The organism is Rhizobium tibeticum (assembly GCF_900110205.1).
In the GTDB taxonomy this organism is placed as follows: Bacteria; Pseudomonadota; Alphaproteobacteria; order Rhizobiales; family Rhizobiaceae; genus Rhizobium; species Rhizobium tibeticum.
The window spans coordinates 1-15,934 of the sequence record NZ_FOCV01000066.1 but is presented as its reverse complement, the minus strand read 5'-3'; the positions used below and the strand labels follow the sequence as shown (position 1 = coordinate 15,934).

The 15,934-nt window shown below is 56.4% G+C and carries 21 protein-coding genes and 4 pseudogenes; 16 read left to right on the top strand and 9 right to left on the bottom strand.

Features of this window, described 5'->3' with window-relative positions; genetic code table 11:
* Positions 1-98, top strand: a pseudogene (locus BSG20_RS39065) (DUF2147 domain-containing protein); the annotation flags it as partial.
* Positions 99-381: 283 nt separating this feature from the next.
* Here the strand turns inward: BSG20_RS39065 and BSG20_RS39200 are convergent.
* Complete coding sequence (locus BSG20_RS39200) at positions 382-603, bottom strand: hypothetical protein (RefSeq protein ID WP_478013406.1); 222 nt, start codon at positions 601-603, stop codon at positions 382-384.
* 256 nt (positions 604-859) lie between these two features.
* Positions 860-1,732 carry a lipid kinase gene (locus BSG20_RS32695; protein WP_072381809.1) on the bottom strand — a complete coding sequence of 291 codons (873 nt, stop codon included), beginning with the start codon at positions 1,730-1,732 and terminating at the stop codon, positions 860-862.
* Positions 1,733-2,047: 315 nt separating this feature from the next.
* Here BSG20_RS32695 and BSG20_RS32690 point away from each other — a divergent pair, with 315 nt between their 5' ends.
* Both BSG20_RS32690 and BSG20_RS32685 read left to right on the top strand, forming a co-directional pair.
* Positions 2,048-2,971, top strand: a complete 924-nt coding sequence (locus tag BSG20_RS32690) for an aldo/keto reductase (RefSeq protein WP_083540040.1) — start codon at positions 2,048-2,050, stop codon at positions 2,969-2,971.
* A gap of 31 nt (positions 2,972-3,002) precedes the next feature.
* Complete coding sequence (locus BSG20_RS32685) at positions 3,003-3,692, top strand: DUF6064 family protein (RefSeq protein WP_072381811.1); 690 nt, start codon at positions 3,003-3,005, stop codon at positions 3,690-3,692.
* A 500-nt stretch (positions 3,693-4,192) separates the two neighbouring features.
* On the opposite strand, the gene BSG20_RS32680 is transcribed toward BSG20_RS32685, so the two are convergent.
* On the bottom strand, positions 4,193-4,996 hold the full coding sequence (locus BSG20_RS32680; protein ID WP_072381813.1) for a potassium channel family protein: 804 nt from the start codon (positions 4,994-4,996) through the stop codon (positions 4,193-4,195).
* A gap of 380 nt (positions 4,997-5,376) precedes the next feature.
* Here BSG20_RS32680 and BSG20_RS32675 point away from each other — a divergent pair, with 380 nt between their 5' ends.
* From BSG20_RS32675 to plsY, 4 genes and pseudogenes are all read left to right on the top strand, one after another.
* Positions 5,377-5,616 (top strand): PAN domain-containing protein, encoded by a 240-nt coding sequence (locus BSG20_RS32675; RefSeq protein WP_083540041.1) that lies wholly within the window; start codon positions 5,377-5,379, stop codon positions 5,614-5,616.
* A gap of 466 nt (positions 5,617-6,082) precedes the next feature.
* Positions 6,083-6,757 carry a hypothetical protein gene (locus BSG20_RS32665; protein WP_072381816.1) on the top strand — a complete coding sequence of 225 codons (675 nt, stop codon included), beginning with the start codon at positions 6,083-6,085 and terminating at the stop codon, positions 6,755-6,757.
* Positions 6,758-7,121: 364 nt separating this feature from the next.
* A pseudogene (locus BSG20_RS38075) lies at positions 7,122-7,235 on the top strand (NUDIX hydrolase); the annotation flags it as partial.
* A 63-nt stretch (positions 7,236-7,298) separates the two neighbouring features.
* Positions 7,299-7,979 (top strand): glycerol-3-phosphate 1-O-acyltransferase PlsY, encoded by a 681-nt coding sequence (plsY, locus tag BSG20_RS32655; protein ID WP_072381821.1) that lies wholly within the window; start codon positions 7,299-7,301, stop codon positions 7,977-7,979.
* Positions 7,980-8,065: 86 nt separating this feature from the next.
* Here the strand turns inward: plsY and BSG20_RS32650 are convergent, their stop codons facing one another.
* Together BSG20_RS32650 and BSG20_RS32645 are read right to left on the bottom strand one after the other, a co-directional pair.
* A complete protein-coding gene (locus tag BSG20_RS32650) occupies positions 8,066-8,677 on the bottom strand; it encodes an HAD family hydrolase (protein ID WP_072381823.1) in 612 nt (203 codons plus the stop codon).
* Entirely contained in the window at positions 8,674-8,979 is a 306-nt protein-coding gene (locus BSG20_RS32645; protein ID WP_072381824.1) for an HAD family hydrolase, read from the bottom strand. Before BSG20_RS32645 ends, BSG20_RS32650 begins: the two co-directional genes overlap by 4 nt.
* Before the next feature lie 219 nt (positions 8,980-9,198).
* Between BSG20_RS32645 and BSG20_RS32640 the strand changes: the two genes are divergently transcribed.
* From BSG20_RS32640 to BSG20_RS32625, 4 genes are all read left to right on the top strand, one after another.
* A complete protein-coding gene (locus BSG20_RS32640) occupies positions 9,199-9,555 on the top strand; it encodes a hypothetical protein (protein ID WP_072381826.1) in 357 nt (118 codons plus the stop codon).
* Complete coding sequence (locus tag BSG20_RS32635; RefSeq protein ID WP_072381827.1) at positions 9,552-10,064, top strand: helix-turn-helix domain-containing protein; 513 nt, start codon at positions 9,552-9,554, stop codon at positions 10,062-10,064. The genes BSG20_RS32640 and BSG20_RS32635 overlap by 4 nt, the downstream gene beginning before the upstream one ends.
* Positions 10,064-10,420 (top strand): VOC family protein, encoded by a 357-nt coding sequence (locus BSG20_RS39060; protein ID WP_072381829.1) that lies wholly within the window; start codon positions 10,064-10,066, stop codon positions 10,418-10,420. The genes BSG20_RS32635 and BSG20_RS39060 overlap by 1 nt, the downstream gene beginning before the upstream one ends.
* A 290-nt stretch (positions 10,421-10,710) precedes the next feature.
* Positions 10,711-11,904: an ATP-binding protein gene (locus tag BSG20_RS32625; RefSeq protein ID WP_143147584.1), complete on the top strand. Its 1,194-nt coding sequence runs from the start codon at positions 10,711-10,713 to the stop codon at positions 11,902-11,904.
* A 13-nt stretch (positions 11,905-11,917) separates the two neighbouring features.
* Here BSG20_RS32625 and BSG20_RS32620 read toward each other — a convergent pair.
* Positions 11,918-12,301 (bottom strand): annotated as a pseudogene (locus tag BSG20_RS32620) (mobile mystery protein B); the annotation flags it as partial.
* 138 nt (positions 12,302-12,439) lie between these two features.
* On the bottom strand, positions 12,440-12,766 hold the full coding sequence (locus BSG20_RS32615) for a hypothetical protein (RefSeq protein ID WP_072381832.1): 327 nt from the start codon (positions 12,764-12,766) through the stop codon (positions 12,440-12,442).
* Between the two features lie 71 nt (positions 12,767-12,837).
* On the opposite strand from BSG20_RS32615, the gene BSG20_RS32610 reads away from it, so the two are divergent.
* Positions 12,838-13,044, top strand: a complete 207-nt coding sequence (locus BSG20_RS32610; protein WP_072381834.1) for a hypothetical protein — start codon at positions 12,838-12,840, stop codon at positions 13,042-13,044.
* Positions 13,045-13,173: 129 nt separating this feature from the next.
* A complete protein-coding gene (locus tag BSG20_RS32605) occupies positions 13,174-13,488 on the top strand; it encodes a hypothetical protein (RefSeq protein ID WP_143147583.1) in 315 nt (104 codons plus the stop codon).
* A 357-nt stretch (positions 13,489-13,845) separates the two neighbouring features.
* Here BSG20_RS32605 and BSG20_RS32600 read toward each other — a convergent pair whose 3' ends face one another.
* Entirely contained in the window at positions 13,846-14,082 is a 237-nt protein-coding gene (locus BSG20_RS32600; RefSeq protein WP_072381837.1) for a hypothetical protein, read from the bottom strand.
* 171 nt (positions 14,083-14,253) lie between these two features.
* Between BSG20_RS32600 and BSG20_RS38070 the strand changes: the two are divergent.
* The 3 genes and pseudogenes from BSG20_RS38070 to BSG20_RS32580 all read left to right on the top strand — a co-directional run.
* A pseudogene (locus tag BSG20_RS38070) lies at positions 14,254-14,740 on the top strand (transposase family protein); the annotation flags it as partial.
* A gap of 100 nt (positions 14,741-14,840) precedes the next feature.
* On the top strand, positions 14,841-15,095 hold the full coding sequence (locus BSG20_RS32585; RefSeq protein WP_037125573.1) for a FitA-like ribbon-helix-helix domain-containing protein: 255 nt from the start codon (positions 14,841-14,843) through the stop codon (positions 15,093-15,095).
* Positions 15,092-15,517: a type II toxin-antitoxin system VapC family toxin gene (locus BSG20_RS32580; RefSeq protein ID WP_072381839.1), complete on the top strand. Its 426-nt coding sequence runs from the start codon at positions 15,092-15,094 to the stop codon at positions 15,515-15,517. The genes BSG20_RS32585 and BSG20_RS32580 overlap by 4 nt, the downstream gene beginning before the upstream one ends.
* A 194-nt stretch (positions 15,518-15,711) precedes the next feature.
* Here the strand turns inward: BSG20_RS32580 and BSG20_RS32575 are convergent.
* Positions 15,712-15,934 (bottom strand): transposase (locus BSG20_RS32575; protein ID WP_177309917.1); only part of this gene is annotated, 223 nt, incomplete at its 5' end.

Here is a 15,934-nt window from a genome sequence, read left to right as displayed (position 1 = left end):
ATAGCGGCAGGCTCATCGTGTCGGGAAACAGCCTCAAACTTCGGGGCTGCGCAACGAGAGTATTGTGCAAGACACAGACTTGGACCCGCCTGAACTGAGATGGCCAAGCGCGGCGGCCGCGCCGCCACAGTTCCTATCGCGCGCAATTTCGTTAGCAACGGAAACGGTGTGGCGTTTCTTGAAGTTGCCGCGGCGTCCATCAACGCCGTCGTTTTCGATGGTCTTTCTGGAAAATCGGACCGATGCATTTCGTTTTTGTTTTAGAGGCGTGCGGCTCGGCCAATTCGTCGCGCCGGGCACACAGCTTTTCTCGCTCGTTCCCCCCGATTTCTGTATCACAGCGAATTGCAACGATCTCTCCGACCTGACCGTCCTCTGGAGCTATGATGGCCGTATGGGATAGATCGATCTGCGCGAGCCGCAATGCTGCTCGCGCTTCTTCGACCTGAGCCTCCAGGGCGCCTTGACCGACATCGACTGTGCGGATGGCGTCGCGCGCGAGACTTTCACTTGGGCCTGTGCGTCCTGCACCTGAGCCTGCGCTGTGCGGAGCGCGGCTTGCGCTTGGTCGTATTGGCTCTGCGCGATAGCTTGGTCCTTTATCAGCCGTTGGCGCGTGCCATGTCAGCCTGCGCCGACGGATGTCACGGCCATCGGGTGTCTGGCTGCGACACGAACAGAGTTGGTGGACTATCGATTTAGCAGCAGCTCGCAACATTCCTGCAAGTGGCATGGTTGAGAGTGACCTCGTTAGCTTTCCCGGCCAAAATGACGGCTTGGCATGGCGGCGGGGAGATTGATTAGGCTATGCGATGCCCTAAAACGCCAAGAGCACCGTCGCCAAGACGCAGGAGGGACCCTACGGTACGAAAACAGAAATCGCCTTTTCCCGAATAGTAAATTTCACGGGTGTCCTGGTTTTCAGCTCCCCGTCGAGATTGACCGCCCGGGGCCTGCGGGTTCGAATTGTGAGGTCTTTGGTGGAGAAAGTACGAACGTCGTCCCACTCGCCGTGCGTCCCCTTTCGAAGGCTGGGAAGCAATGCCAGAAGCCGCCACCAATGATCTACTTCGAGGCTATAAAAGTCGAGCATGCCGTCAGTTGCTGTTGCGGCGGCTTGAACGGTCATACCTCCACCGTAGAAACGTCCATTGCCAACGGCAACCTGAATGGTGTGCAGTTCCTCGACGCGACCATCATGTTCCAATATCGCCGTGAATAGACGCGAGTTGGCAAGCAGCCTTGCTGCCACGATACCGTAACCGAGTTTGCCCCAACGGTTCTTGGCTTTTTCGGTCAGAGACATCGCGAGGTCTGCGCTGAAGCCTATGCTGGCGACATTGAAAAACGGATGCCCATTCGCTTGGCCAAGATCGATGGGCGTCGTGTTGCCTTTCGCGATGACATCGATCGCCGCCGGCAAGTCCGTTGGTAACCCAATGGTCCGTGCGAAGTCATTGGCAGTGCCGAGAGGAAGGACACCGAGCGGCAGACCGGTGTCTAGCAAACCTTGTGCAGCGGTGTTCAGGCTCCCATCCCCGCCACCTACAATCACTAGGTCTACGTGACCGACGCGCCCCTTGATGGCCTCCGACGGCGTCTGGTTCCTTCCTGAGGGAAGCTCCATGTAGCGGATCCCTGCGCGGGTCAGCAGTTCACGGACTTGAGTCAGACTCTCTTTGCCACGCCTGGAGTTGGGGTTCACCAGAAGCAAAGCGGTCTTACCATTCATGCAATCATTCTCCGTTCGCCTGAAGCGCGTCCCAGGGAAACCACATAAATGTGCGAGTTGAGCTCGATCGCCAAAACATGTGCAGCGCAGCAGGATCATTCAAGGGCAAGGACCGTTTAATCGTCGACGGAACGGCAGCCGAAATAGTTTCGTAGGTCTCGCCACTGGGGTTGTCGAGGCAGGTTCGACATCTCACCTTCCGCGGCAAAATGGCGTAAACTCAGATTGAGCTAGGGATGACCATCTTCGGGTTCCAACGATTAGCCGGTTGCTGGATACCCCGGAAATGAGTGAACATCGAAAGGGAGGCCCGTCATGCCAGCGGGGATCGGTCGACGCAACGCGCTCTTCCTCATCGCGTCAATGGGAGCCTTGGCGACCGTTCCAAAACCTTGCTCTGCGCAGGCTCCTGCGATCGCCACGAAACCAATTCCATCATCCGGGGAGCTGCTTCCCGTCGTTGGGTTGGGCAGCTGGATCACTTTCAATGTTGGCGACGATGCGGAACTTCGGAACGAATGTGCGACCGTCATCAAGGTATTCTTCGCCGCTGGCGGCCGATTGATCGATTCGTCACCAATGTATGGGTCGGCACAGGAAACCATCGGGTATGGGTTGGGTAAGCTCTCACGCCCCCCGTCGCTTTTCGCGGCCGACAAGGTCTGGATCAGCGATCCGCGTTCGGGACTCGAACAGATCGAGCAGTCACAGCGCCTGTGGGGTGTGCCGCAATTCGATCTGCTTCAGGTTCACAACCTCCTGTCATGGGAGGCACATCTTCAGACGCTTTTCGAAATGAAGGCTGCGGGCCAGCTGAAATACGTCGGCATCACGACGTCGGAGGGGCGACGTCACGCGGATATCGAGGCCATCATGAGGTCGCGGCCGGTCGACTTCATACAAATTTCCTACAACGTTCTGGACCGTGAGGTGGAACAACGCATTCTGCCGCTCGCCACCGAGCGTAAGATCGCCGTCATCGCCAACCGCCCGTTTAGGCAGGGCGATCTGATCGCCGAAATAGCGGACCAGCCATTGCCAGATTGGGTTGCCGAAACCGGGGCCAGGAGTTGGCCACAGCTGCTGCTGAAGTTCATCGTGTCACACCCGGCTGTCACCTGCGCCATTCCCGCGACCTCAAACGTGGAGCACGTTCGGGAAAATATGGATGCGGCAACAGGTGCGTTGATGAACCCGGAGCTGCGCAAGCGGACCATCAAATACGTGGAAAGCCTTTAATGGCTCTCAGTGCGACGGAGGAGCATGCTGCATGACGGAGTGGTGGTCGTACCGTCCGTCGGATTTTCTGATGTTCTCGTCCCGCGTTTATTTCAAGCAAATCGAGAGCTTCAATGTCAGCCTTTGGCCACTTCACCTATTGATGCTGTTGGTAGGTGCAGGCGTCGTCGGTCTTGTTATCCGCGGCCGGCCGGACGACCGACGGGCCGTTGCGCTCATTCTCGCCATGCTTTGGTTCTTCGTCGGTTGGGCCTATCTTTGGTCGTATCTATCAATCATCAACTGGGCCGCGACCTATGCGGCGTATGGCTTCCTTGCGCAATCGATCCTGACCATCGTCGTCTACGTCATGCCCCCGAAAAACAGAAAGGGATCGACCACCGGACTTCCCGGTGTGGCCGTGATGGCTGCCGCAATCCTGTTGTATCCAAGCCTGAGTTTGGTTGCGGGCAGGGGGGTGGCTAGTTCCGAGGTATTTGGAATCATGCCTGACCCGACCGCGATCGCCACGATCGGTTTTCTAGCAGCAACCCGCCAGCGGTATGACGCGATCTTGTTCATCGGCCCTGCGCTCTGGTGCGGCATCAGTAGCGCCACGCTCTACACAATGAATGATGCAGCGTGGTGGCCTCCAGTTGGCATGTGTATCTTGGGAGTGGTCGCTGCAATTGCCCGACGACGGCCGCAAATCCGTCGGACGTCAGATAAAGGCGAGCAATAGCTGCGGCTTTGGTTCGTACGCTGTTTTGCAACGACGATACCGTTGCACCTAGCAGCCAAAGGATTTCAGCGTGAGAGACGGCGGTCGTCTCGACGGCAACCTCGATCATCAAGCCTCCCTGGGCCGGGTTCAGTCGTCCTAGACATTTTTGGAACCTTTATCCGGCACCTCCGAGCGAAAGGAAGAGAAGGGGCAGGGGATCGGATTGAGGCTTGGACACTACCAGGAGACCTGGCGTCGGACCGGGTTCTGGAGAAAGCCGGGTTCCGCGATGAAGGTAGACGTGGATGTGCTCGAATAGAGCTGCAAGCCGGAGATTTCGTGCTCTGAGATGTCAACTCGCAAGATACGGGACGCTTGGGGGTAACTCCCGCTCCTGGCGGCGCAGAGCGGACATCTCTCCAGTGTGGACTCTTTAAGAAATGTCTTATGGACTGAGGGATGCAATCCCCTTGGAAGACTGCACAGCGCTCCTCAACCACACCGTTGCGGCACGCCCCTCAATCGCCGTCGTCGGGGATGTTGAGAAGGTGACCGCACGCCTTGCAATGTACGGCATCGGCGTCATGTCTCTGCAATCCGCACTCGGGACAGGGAAACTTTACCTTGTAAGGACGGACCATCGCCTGAGCGAGCCTTACGAAGAGGGAAATCCCGACGATCATTGTCACGACAGATGTCAGTTTGCCGAGCGTGCCGGGCAGCGTGATATCGCCGAAGCCGGTCGTCGTGATTGTGGCCACTGTGAAATAGAGGGCATCAACGAAACCTTCCACGCCTTCCTGACCATAGAAGAAGGTCGTGTAGACGAATCCTGTCACCATGAAAAGAAAGACCAGAACATTCAGGCAGGCGCGGACGACATCCTGAAGATGCGCAGCTCCGAAACGGCGCAGGCCCTCGCGCAGCAGTGGGCTTTTCCCGATTGCCCAGATGCGCATGGCTCTCAAGAAGGCAAAGTTGAATAAGAGGTCCGGGAACAAGAGCGTCCCCAGAATGACGATGTCGATCCACGTCAGAGGCATTCTAAGAAAGGCCCGGATCGATGGAGCCGCGATGGCGCGTGCGAGTAGCTCTGCGCCAACCCAGGCGGCGACCGTGTAGTCGATGATAAGGTAGGAGGGACCTGACCGGAGATAGGGGCCAAGAATAAAGAAGGCTAGGATGCTGAGATCAATGAATGCCAGCAGCGCTTGCCAACGCATTGCCCACTGATCTCGGCCGCGTTCAAGGCGCTGCAGAGACAGCCTTAGCGATCGAACCTTTGAGGAGACGGTTCCGCGCCGCCGGTCAATCGTACCCATGAATGCGAGATAGGCCCATGGCGTTCGCCGTCAACCGCCACAACGAGGCGCAAGCAATCAGTTCGGTTATCACCGCTGCGCTCCTCCATGGCTCGGCAACTCCCTGTAGTTCAGGGCTGATGCTCCCGGCAATACCAGAGGGTGATTACCTTACTCTACTCGAATCCGTAACGGCCCCATTCGGTGCAGCGGATGGGCTCGGGTTGGGGGCAAGGTAAAATTGCCGAAGACAAGGCTGACAAGGTCCTTTCTGACCTGGCCGTTGAAGGCTGCCAGAGGATCGAGGTGAAGGGGAAGGGCCTCGCAAGCGATCCGCGTCTCGACGCCACGAACGATTTGGCTCTGACGTCATAAGATCCGATGTCACGTCGTTTTCGGGAATGGACCTTCCGGGCGGCGACTACAAGCAGATCCGCAACAGTACGTATCGGAGGTGTTTCACTGCCTGCATCGGCGACAACTTCTGCAAAGCGTTCGCCTTTGTGGCAAAAAAGAGGGAGTGCTGGCTCAATGGGATGCTGGGTCGACCAAAGGCGACTAAGGGCGTGGAGCTCGGAGTGAATGAATCCTTCATTGAGAGGCAGATCCAGGCCATCTTCTTCACAAGCCGTCCGGCTTGAACTGTTTGTGGGGATTTGGCGAACCAGTTCTCTGCGCGACTAGACGCCGTCAGCTAGGCCCTCTGGTGAACACCGACCTCACGTGATCCGGCAAAGACTCCAACCGCGAGTCCAATCCCGCGCAACGATCGCAGTAGTATCTGAAACGCTTTGCTTTTCGGTCGATGCTGAAAACCCAGTTCAGGATTGCTCTGCCCAATCCTTGGCGCGACATCACCCTCGGGCCTTCGAAATATTCGCTACGGCCACCTGCAAACTGCTCGACGAAGGCGCGTCCACGACCAGTGGAGATGAGGGCTAGATCCCAAGGTCATTTCCAAACGCCCTTGAATCCCATCCGGCGCAATCTCATCTTCCGGAAAGTAATTCCTAATCTCTCTCAAGCGCGCCACAGTGCACAGGTCGGTAGTGATTCCCTCTTGCCTACGACGATGAAAGCCGCTTTTCGAACTCTACGAGGTGAGTGTTGACGCAGTTTTTCGAAACAACTCAAGGCATTTTGGTGTTGGGAGCAATGATCGGTGCTGGTTGTTTTGCTGCCGGCACGATCATACCGAACGCATTCCGGTGGGCGAGTGCTGAGCGTTTTCGCAAGTCGAAAGGCGACGCGCGGCGTGCGGCAATGCTGACGGTTTTGGCTTTGGATGATTTTGTCGGCGCTTCCTATGCTGCAGTTCACGATACCCCCGAGTTTAATCCGATAAATGATGGCGAGTTCGCCTTTCACGTTCCGGATCCAACCTTGGTCCTTCCTTCTGGCCAGGATCTGAGCGTGCTTGGGGAAGACCTCCTCGAAGAAATCTTGTGGTTATCTAACCGCGTGGCGAACCTGTCGAACGCTTTGGACGTTCTCGACCTCTCGAGGCCTGGCTTCGACAGCTTCTTCGAACGACGGGAAGAGGGCTATGCGGTCCTGGGGGCAAAGGCGATGGATCTCATCGAGCGGTTGCTTGCGGAGTTCGATGTTCGACTGCCTGACAAGCCTGACTACTACCGGCAGCGCGAAGGATTCGCTGCGATTCTGCAAAATGCCGGCGAGCGCCAGTTGCGGAGAAAGAAGCTGACGCCCAAGGTCGAGTCCGAGCCCGGTGGATCGAATATCACTCAGCTATTCCCCAAAACCGGCGGAGACGCCGATTGAGCAGCGTCTCGTCCGTCAAATGAAAGGCCAGCGTGCTGGTCGGTACGGCGTCGAGATCTTCCTCCGTCAGGATGACGTAGTCGTTCTCGGAAGGGCCGGAGGAGCAGTGGGGACGACGCCGGCGTTTGAACGTGAAGGGCGCTGGTCGCCGCGCCCTCCCATCGGTCTCAATATCCGCGCCACGCTTTCCTTTTTTTAAAGCGACCAAGCGCCTCAGCGATACCCGAAAGTGGGATGGTTTCGTCGACACCGCAGAACCTCGCGGCCAGCTAGAGAAGGCTTGACTGGCGAGCTCTCCCATGAACATGGCATGTATCGGAGCGGAAAGGTCATGGGCAACAAGCCGACGGTGCCCGACGTGGCGTGGGTCAGCCCTGACGAGGCAGCCCGTCGTGTGCGAGAAGTTGAACTGAAATCCCTGCTGGTGGAATTCACTTCTCACGGGCGTCAATCGCCTCAAGCGCGATCAGCGGGCTAGTCCCCTCTCCTAACTCGAAATCGAAGTTGCCAATTCGGCGGCCTCCTGGGAAACGTAGGTTCTATGATGTTTTGGATAGGAAGTTCCGTTGGATTGCTAGTTGCCTATCTCCTCGGTTCTACACCGACTGGCTACCTGGCAGGAAAACTGGTCAGAGGCATCGACATCCGCGAGCACGGCTCCAAATCCACAGGAGCGACGAATGTGCTACGCACTCTCGGCAAGTGGCCCGCGCTATTCGTGCTTGTTGCCGATGTGATGAAAGGCGTGGCCGCCATAGTCTTTGCTCAATCGTGGTATCCGTGGCTGTTGACGCGGTATTCCGTCGTGTGGCCAAAAGAATTCGAAATTCCAAGCTTGGTGCCTTGGTTGGTTTGCCTATCGGGACTAGCAGTGTTGCTGGGGCATGGCCGTTCGATCTGGCTGCAGTTCACAGGCGGGAAATCCGCAGCCACGGGACTCGGTGTTCTGTTGGCGATTTCGTTGCCAGTGGGAATAGGCACAGCGGCGGTTTGGGGAGTCGTTCTAGCCATCTCCCGCATTGTATCCTTCAGTTCGATACTCGCCGCTTTGACGGCCATCGTGCTCGTGTTCTGCTTCGAGCATCCAATGCCCTATCGGTTGTTGGTTGTCGCAGGTGGCCTGTACGTGATCGTGCGCCATCGCGCGAACATTCAGCGGCTCCTGGCTGGAGCAGAACCACGGCTGGGGCAGAACAGTTCGGGATCGAAGTTGAGCCAATGAATTTTCGGCGATTACCCGGGTGGGCCGCCGAGAGCTGACCTGGATAATGTCCTGAACGCGCAACAAGCGGTCATTCACGTCATAGTCTAGGCCTGGTGAAACTCTTTACATCTGAATACCCCCGCCAGAAGCCGTGTCCCAGTGTCTGCTTCCTGCTCCGGCAACGCCGAAAAACCGAGCAGCAATCTGGATGTGTCTGTGGAGACTACATTCATCCGGGAGAGAGGCATGACCACAACGCCTCTTTTCAAGGCCGCAGAGGAGACGGCGGTGTCGTTGCTCCAACTGCCGGTGCTTTTGATCATGAGATTGATCCCCTGATCCGGCAGCAGCACCTCGATATGCTCGGCCATGCGTTCCGTCAGGACCCCCCCCAACATGTCGCGCGACGCACGAAGCCGTTCTCGCAGACGGCGGAGATGCGCAGGGAAATAGACCTCTTGGAGGAAATCTGCGATCACACGCTGCTGGAAGGTCGGCGGGCTGCGCGCCAGATCGCCGCCTACGGCCTTCACAGCTTCGATCAGGTGAGCGGCATTGGGCTTTGCCGCTGTGACGGCGTCAATGCCCACGACGCCGTCGAACGGTCCCGCCATGCCGAGCTTGGTCAATAGACTTAGCGACAGGTCGGTCGGCTTATTGGTGCAGACTACCTGCTTCGCACCTCCTGCCCTCAGGGCTTTCAGGGCGTCGATCACCCCGGAAATGGCAGGCTCTCATCTGCGATATGGGCGCTATAGTAGCTGATGAAGCGGCCGACAAGGGCAGCGAGCGGTACGGGCGTTTGCTTCTTGCTCTCCGGCGATCTCAAGACCCCATTGCAGCAGCCAGTGGGCACCACGGCTGATGAAGGGGGACCCTCGTTGTAGGCCAGCGGTTCGAAGCCCTCCGCGATCAGGATTGCGTTCACCGCTCCGATCAGGTCGGGGGCCGACTCGACTAGGGTCCCGTCAAGGTCGAAAGCGATGGTCGCCCCATTGTGGGCGGTGAGGTCGCTCACAGTGCAGACTCCTCGTTGGGCCAAAGAATTCAGAACAGTTTTGGCCGACAGGTCATTTACAATCTTTAGGGGAGTCGATCATTATCTGCGCGCTGCAGTCTGCGGCTGTCATTCGCCCTCGGTTAAGCGCCATTCGTATTCCGAGTATCCGCCCGTCCTAAACCCGCGCCCAACGATCAAAATTTATTATACCTTGCAGAGTATATTTTGGAGTGTTATATGAAGACCAAGCAGGAGCGCTTTACGCTCTTCGTTGAGCGGCTTGTCGCCGCTTCGGCAGTAGGAACACATGATGAGGCTTTTGAACTTATCTGCGAGACTCTCGATGGCGTTGAAGACGAATTTTCGGGCATTGCAGCCAACCCCGCGACTTTTCAGACGGATGGACGAATGTACCCTCCACAGCCGGACAGCGCTAGGAGGGTACCGGGTCAACAGGGTACGATCCGCTATCGTTCCAAAGCCCACAACACAATCATCGGATCAAATGGCGCGATCAGGATTGAAACGATAGGTCCCAAGAGAACTATTGTTTTGGAAAAGCTGGGCGCGAATGGAGAAGGATTGGGAATATGACAGCAACTGACCTTTTAAATGATACCGGTGTTCGGCTTCAAGAGCTTGGGTTCGGTGTGGAAGTTGACGCTCCAGACGATCCCAATGGCGAGACATTCCTGGACATTTCGAAGAACGATTTCTTTACGCAAATCTCCTTCCGGCCGCATGCTGGACTAGGTGTCTTCATTTCTGATGACGCTTACGGACAGAGACCCGATGAGGTCTACCGAAATGCAGTAAAGGCTGCCAATCGGGTGGAGCAGCTATTCAAGCAATTCGAAAAGTCGGGGTCGGTAGGCTACCTGACTCTGCTGGAAATGCGGAAGCTCAACAATTTGTCCCAGGTAGAACTCGCTCAGGCCCTTTCAATCAAGCAGCCATCGGTCAACAGAATCGAGAAGCGGGAAAACATCAAGTTCGAGACATTGGCCAAGCACGTGGCGGCGATGGGTGGTCGGCTTGAGATGCGCGTCGTATTCGACGAAATGGAAGCCCGGCTAGAGATACCAACTTCCCAGGTAGGGTGATGCCAATAGAAGCTCCATCTTTGAATCTCGTTGTGCTTAGGGCACGCGATCCCGGTTCTTTGGCTGCATTCTACAAAGCTCTGGGTTTCGAGTTCCAAATAGAGAGGCATGGTTCGGGGCCCGAGCATCTCGCGTCGACCACGGGAGGCTCGGTTTTTGAAATCTATCCCAAAGGCTCGGAGAGCTTGGACACATCCGCAGTCCGCCTAGGGTTCCGCGTTCCATCGATCTCAACGGTCTTGAGCGATCTGGGTACTACCGTGGACATGATATCTCGACCCTCTAAATCCGATTGGGGGACCCGTTGTGTCATCAGAGACCCCGAGGGCCATAAGATCGAACTGCTTGAGACGTAGAGGACCGATCGGCAGGTCCAACCTTGAAGCGCTTTCCAAGTGCGTCCCCCTCTCTGACCAAAAGTCAGTGCGCTCGATCGCGTTACCTTGGCTTGGGCGGATGCCGTCCGCGGCCAGGGTGCGTTTGAACGTGGTGCCCAAAGGATGAATGGTTGCCTCAGCATGTGCAGCAGCATCCATGCTGAGCCGCGCTAAACTTGGCCGAGGCGAGGTCTTGAAGCAACCGCTGCTCGGGAAACCCGGCCTTACGTTTGACCTGCCTCTGGATGCGAATCTCCCCAGGCTGCGACTTGCGCCATCAGATGGAAATTCACGCGTCGTATGCCTTGGCGTTGATGTTAATCGAAGGTGATAGCGAAAAGGTCCGAACTGCGTTCTATACAGCGCTTGGTTTTGCCGAGCGTTGTGACGACGATCTTCAGCAATTGTGTCTGCTCAGCGGTCTCTCGATGTATTTTCTTCACCTCACCGACGCGGCTGGTGCTCGCGACGTCGCTTCCCGGGGCGAAGCCGTCGCTGCGAAAACCGGAAGGCGGGACGATGCGTCGATTGCCAATTGCCTGCTCGGAACGGCTCACTATCTATCCGGCGACCAACTGCTGGCGCAAAAACACCTCGAAGCGGCGTTACGCGACCTGCCCGACGAGGCACCATCAATAGCCAGCCAGTATATGTTCGCCCCGCGATCCCAGTCGCTCATGTGCCTTACTCGCTCGCACTGGTTGGTGGGCAATATCGACCAAGCGATTCGCTACGCCGAAACGACCATTGAGGAGGCCGACAAATCGGAGCATCCCATCACACTGATCAGCGCGCTCGGCATGATGATGTCACTCTATTTCTGGATCGACGATTTGCCGCAGGTGGAGCGCAACCTCGCGAAATTCGAATACATCTCCGGGAAAACATTCTTCGGTCCGTATCGTGCCGTCGCTCACGGACTAAAGGGCCTTTACTTGCTGCGCACGGATCGCACATCGGAGGGAATGAGGTATTTGCGCGAGGCTCTCAAGAGGCTCACAGTTCGACGATACAAGATGTTGGTCTCAGATTTCGCCACGGAACTGGCCATCTGCATGGCAAAACAAAACCATCGCGCAGAAGCATTAATTCTCATCGACGAGGTTATCGCGAGCTATACCGAAGTTAACATGGTCATCCACCTGCCGGCGCTTTTTCTGACGAAAGCTCTGGTATTCCTCCAAGGGGAAGCACCCGACCCTAAGTCGGCTGAAGAATATCTCGAGAGATCAATGGCCGTGGCGAGGAAACAATCGGCACTTCCTTACGAATTGCGAGCAGCATTGCAGCTCGCTCAAATCCGGATCGTAAGCGACGATGCGGAAGGAGCCCGTGATCTGATCAGGCCCATCTACATGAGGTTCTCCGAAGGTTTTGAAACACCTGACCTCATCCGCGCACGGGAAATACTCGACCGTGCCATGCAAGGTACGGTCCACACCGTGTCGCGTCGGCCCTCCTGATAGGGGGCGCCTGTCAGGTGCGCGCGAATTCCAGCAGCGGTGCGATATCATGATTGTCTGCTGCGCGTAGGACTGCGACGTAGCAAGTGCGCAGCTCACCGACATCAGCCAGAGTTCTGCCGCCCCAGCTGAAACGCTCGCCGCCAAGGCGTTCGATCAGAAGATCGGCAGCCAAGCGAGCGTGACGGCCATTTCCGTTTGGAAATGGGTGGATCGCGACCAGGCGATGGTGAAACCTGATCGCAATTTCATCCGTCTTATGCTCGATCCAATAGCGGACGTCTCTTAACAGGCCGGCGAGCTCCACACCAACGCGGTATGCCTGAATGCCGATATTGCCCTCCGTCGTGCGGAAGGTTCCGGCCCATTCCCAGACGTCGCCCAACATCAGCTGGACGATATCGTTGACCGATTTTGGCTCGTCAGCGCGGTCAGGGTGAAAGTCTTTAACGTCAGGTATTTTTTGGACGTCGGTCTGGGCTATCGCTTCAAATGGATCCATTTTGTGGTCGTATGGGGTCACGTGCAGGGCAACTCAGGCAAATAGGGCAATACAGACGGCCATCCAGATTAGGGCCGTCCCCAGTGCCATCGCTCGCCTGGCGTCGACGACTTTGTCTGCATCCTCCTCCGCTACAGGTGTGGTCACAATCCAAGGCACGGAACCAAGTGCTGCAAATCCGATGATAGCTACAACCATCACGAGATAATCGATTGTATGCCAGCGCCCTTGTTCATACACTCCCCAGTAACCCAGAAACGCCATTCCCACTGCAAACATGGTGGCGGACGCAGAGCAAAGCCCTGTAACGGACCCGGTAGGTGCGCGCGTGTTGCTTTTTCCACGTGTTTGCAAGTTCATGACGCGATATCCATGACGGTTGGCTGTCTCTCTGCAAATATGTCAGGAATTGAGCGCGGCGTGAAGCGCTGGTGACTCTCTGGGACGGCCGCGAAATTCCCCGCCTCGGTATGGGATGCTGGGCGATCGGCGGCCCGTTTTATGCCGGCGACGTACTGCTTGGCTGGGCGAAGTCGATGACGAGAAACGATCCGCTCTATCGAGGAGTTTGTGTCTCCTATCTGGCCCTGAGCAGCCGTCCGTCACTCCCAAATGATGATGGCGCGGCGGGTATTTAGGCCGCAACCGCTTTACGCCGTTTCCAGCGGGCACAACGTCGGTAACCGCGCCACTCTCATTTCGAGATTTCCGACAATCTCGCCTTCCCGATATCGTTGAGGCATGCCTCGAAAAGGATAGTCTGCCGCATGAAACGGGTGGCTTCCAGAGACCTCCGGGCCGACCATGCTGTTCCTACAATTGAGGAACGCGACATGTCATCCATGCTGGCACTTCATGTCTTCGCCGCGGAGCGCGGTGATGGACTTCGTCCGGAATTCGTGGAAGCGCTCAAACGACAAGCCCTTATAGATCGGCTTCCCTTGTCGCGAAATATCCAATCTCGCACCAATGTTTGCCCAACTTACCTGACGGGATCGAAGTTCTTCCACAATGGACTGAAGCTGACATCCGAGAATTCAACCACCTCGGAATACCTCCGGTTTTTGAATCCGGCTGGATAAAGGCGACTGCGCCTCGCTAGGAGCCCCCATCGGAGTCAAGAAACTCAATCCGTAGATGTCTGCTTCCGGCGCAAAAAGGGGGACCAGCGCAGGTTCCCACGGTACGCAGGCTCGTGTCACAGTCCGCCGAATGCGTTTCATCCAGAGCCGGCCGTGGAAAATAAACAAAAACAATATGGTTAGTGGACGGCTGGACACCGAGATTTGCTAAGTAATCATATATTTTTTCGAAAAGTGTCCAGCCCGTCCGGGCACCCGGTGTAGACCAATAGTATGTCCTGAACAGCATCCGCTTCGGGGTGACAAGGAGACGGCGACCTTGGCCGGATAAAAACTCCTCCGGCTCCTTCGGGGTCGCTAGGCAGCTTCCGACCTGTAGGGAGGAGCATTGGCGGCCACGAGAATGCGGGCGCTTTTTGCGTTGGTACTCGTCACCAGCATGAGCAGCAGACCAAGCGCAACGGCTGGGGGAACTTCTAGATCGCCGGAGGCCAAGGCTTGATGCGTTGCCTGATCGACTTCGAACAGCTTTTCGATATCTGCGGTACTCAAACCTGTGACGGCAACCGCAGCCTTGTACTCCGAGGCTCTCATGCTCAGTCCAACCGATTCGTATCGTGTTTGCAGAGCGTGAACTTTAGGCCAACCTAATGTGTTCGATATCGAAATAACGACAATCAGTATCCTATCAGCGGCGTTCACGGCGATGTCACGGATCGGGGGTTAACCGCTTAACGTTGGGTATCCGGATTTTCTAAATAAGCGGAGGTCAGCAGCTCCAAGCCGCCTCTGGTCCTCGCCGACCTGTCGTTGGACAAGGCCATGCTGCAAGATATCAAAAAAGCTCTGAGGCCTGCCCGCAAGCGCAAGCTCGTCGACACGATCAAGGCGGACTGGAAGGTCTCGATCCGGCGTGCATGCTCGGTGCTGAAGATCGATCGGTCGCTTTATGTCTACAAGTCCAGGCGCGGCGAGCAGGTCGAACTGAACTGAGGATCAAGGACATCTGCCAAACGCGGGTGTGCTATGGCTATCGCCGTGTTCACGTTCTGCTCAAGCATGATGGCTGGAGATGGACGTCCAGCTTGGTAACAAGGTTCCCAAGCGCCGCGTCAAGGCGAAGCTTCGGGCGGGCCGCACGGAGGCGACCCATTCCAACCATGTGTGGGCAATGGACTTCGTTCATGACCAGTTGGCCACGGGCTGTTTGGAAAAGATAAGATGGTGGTCCCGCATCGACCTTCACTCTCGATGCAATTGGATCTGAATGGGCTGTAAAATAGCTTCTTGAAAATTGACTTCATTGTGCGTACTTTGATATCAGAGTCATCTCTTTAAGAGGATTGATATCAATGCCTGCGGTTACCATTCGCAATCTGTCTGATGAAACGCATCGCGCCTTGCGGGTGCGGGCAGCTCATCATGGCCGAAGCACCGAGGCCGAGATTCGTGATATTATTGAAGCCGCCGTTCGTCCATCTGAACGCGTGAAACTCGGCTCTTTACTTGCGGCTATAGGTAGGGATGCTGAGCTTTCCAACGGCGACGTTGAAGCCCTACAGCAAAATCGCGATAAGACGCCTGCTGAGCCGATGATTTTCGAATGATCTTACTGGACACCAACGTAATATCGGAGCCATGGAAACCCGCTCCAAATGAGACCGTGGTCGCGTGGTTAGACGCCCAAGCAATCGAGACGCTGTTCATTTCTGCCATAACGATCGCTGAACTTCGTTTCGGCATTGCTGCTATGCCAACCGGCAAGCGGCAGATGACGCTGCGTGATCGCCTAGAGAGTGAAGTGCTTCCACACTTCGCCGAGCGCATCCTGCCCTTCGAAGTCGCCACCTCGCAGTTCTATTCGGACTTGATGGCGCGTGCTCGAGCCTCCGGGAAGGCGATCGGCACGGTTGATGGATATATTGCGGCCACGGCAGCAGCCAATGGCTTCACAGTCGCAACTCGCGACTCCAGTCCGTTCGAGGCAGCCGGGTTGAAAGTGATCAATCCCTGGTTCCCTAAAAAATGAAATAGATTTACGTGTTCGTCGGTTTCAAGACCTTCACAGTGAGATTCGACATACTGCGTAAAGACTAGCACTACTTTGGCAGAATTGATTTTGGGGTCATTTGGAACCTGATACGGCAGTGTGGACATCGTTGTGGTGGATGGTGGTTTGAGAGCGCGGCTATGACGGCGCGCCGGATAGCTGGCAGCGTTGGTTTAGGCGGGCCGGGCCTGTTCCTTTTTTTCCCGCTTTGCCTTGGATAGGCGCTGATGCTGCAGGAAGGCATAAGCGATCATCGTCATCAGTGCGTGTCGATGGAGGCCTTGCCATGATCGGCCTTCGAAGTGATCGAGGCCGAGTTCTTCCTTCATCTGCTGATGAGCCTGCTCGCAGACCCAACGCGCTTTAATGGCCGCCGCGAGTTGTTTCAATGTCGCC

Bases quoted from the DNA above. Each gene is read 5' to 3' on its own strand.
- BSG20_RS32585 (WP_037125573.1), top strand. From the start codon at position 14,841: ATGCCTGCGGTTACCATTCGCAATCTGTCTGATGAAACGCATCGCGCC.
- BSG20_RS32615 (WP_072381832.1), bottom strand. From the start codon at position 12,766: ATGAACTTGCAAACACGTGGAAAAAGCAACACGCGCGCACCTACCGGG.
- BSG20_RS32690 (WP_083540040.1), top strand. From the start codon at position 2,048: ATGCCAGCGGGGATCGGTCGACGCAACGCGCTCTTCCTCATCGCGTCA.
- BSG20_RS39060 (WP_072381829.1), top strand. From the start codon at position 10,064: ATGCCAATAGAAGCTCCATCTTTGAATCTCGTTGTGCTTAGGGCACGC.
- BSG20_RS32600 (WP_072381837.1), bottom strand. From the start codon at position 14,082: ATGAGAGCCTCGGAGTACAAGGCTGCGGTTGCCGTCACAGGTTTGAGT.
- BSG20_RS32640 (WP_072381826.1), top strand. From the start codon at position 9,199: ATGAAGACCAAGCAGGAGCGCTTTACGCTCTTCGTTGAGCGGCTTGTC.
- BSG20_RS32605 (WP_143147583.1), top strand. From the start codon at position 13,174: ATGAAACGGGTGGCTTCCAGAGACCTCCGGGCCGACCATGCTGTTCCT.
- BSG20_RS32695 (WP_072381809.1), bottom strand. From the start codon at position 1,732: ATGAATGGTAAGACCGCTTTGCTTCTGGTGAACCCCAACTCCAGGCGT.
- BSG20_RS32635 (WP_072381827.1), top strand. From the start codon at position 9,552: ATGACAGCAACTGACCTTTTAAATGATACCGGTGTTCGGCTTCAAGAG.
- plsY (WP_072381821.1), top strand. From the start codon at position 7,299: ATGATGTTTTGGATAGGAAGTTCCGTTGGATTGCTAGTTGCCTATCTC.
- BSG20_RS32680 (WP_072381813.1), bottom strand. From the start codon at position 4,996: ATGGGTACGATTGACCGGCGGCGCGGAACCGTCTCCTCAAAGGTTCGA.
- BSG20_RS32685 (WP_072381811.1), top strand. From the start codon at position 3,003: ATGACGGAGTGGTGGTCGTACCGTCCGTCGGATTTTCTGATGTTCTCG.
- BSG20_RS32580 (WP_072381839.1), top strand. From the start codon at position 15,092: ATGATCTTACTGGACACCAACGTAATATCGGAGCCATGGAAACCCGCT.
- BSG20_RS32675 (WP_083540041.1), top strand. From the start codon at position 5,377: ATGGACCTTCCGGGCGGCGACTACAAGCAGATCCGCAACAGTACGTAT.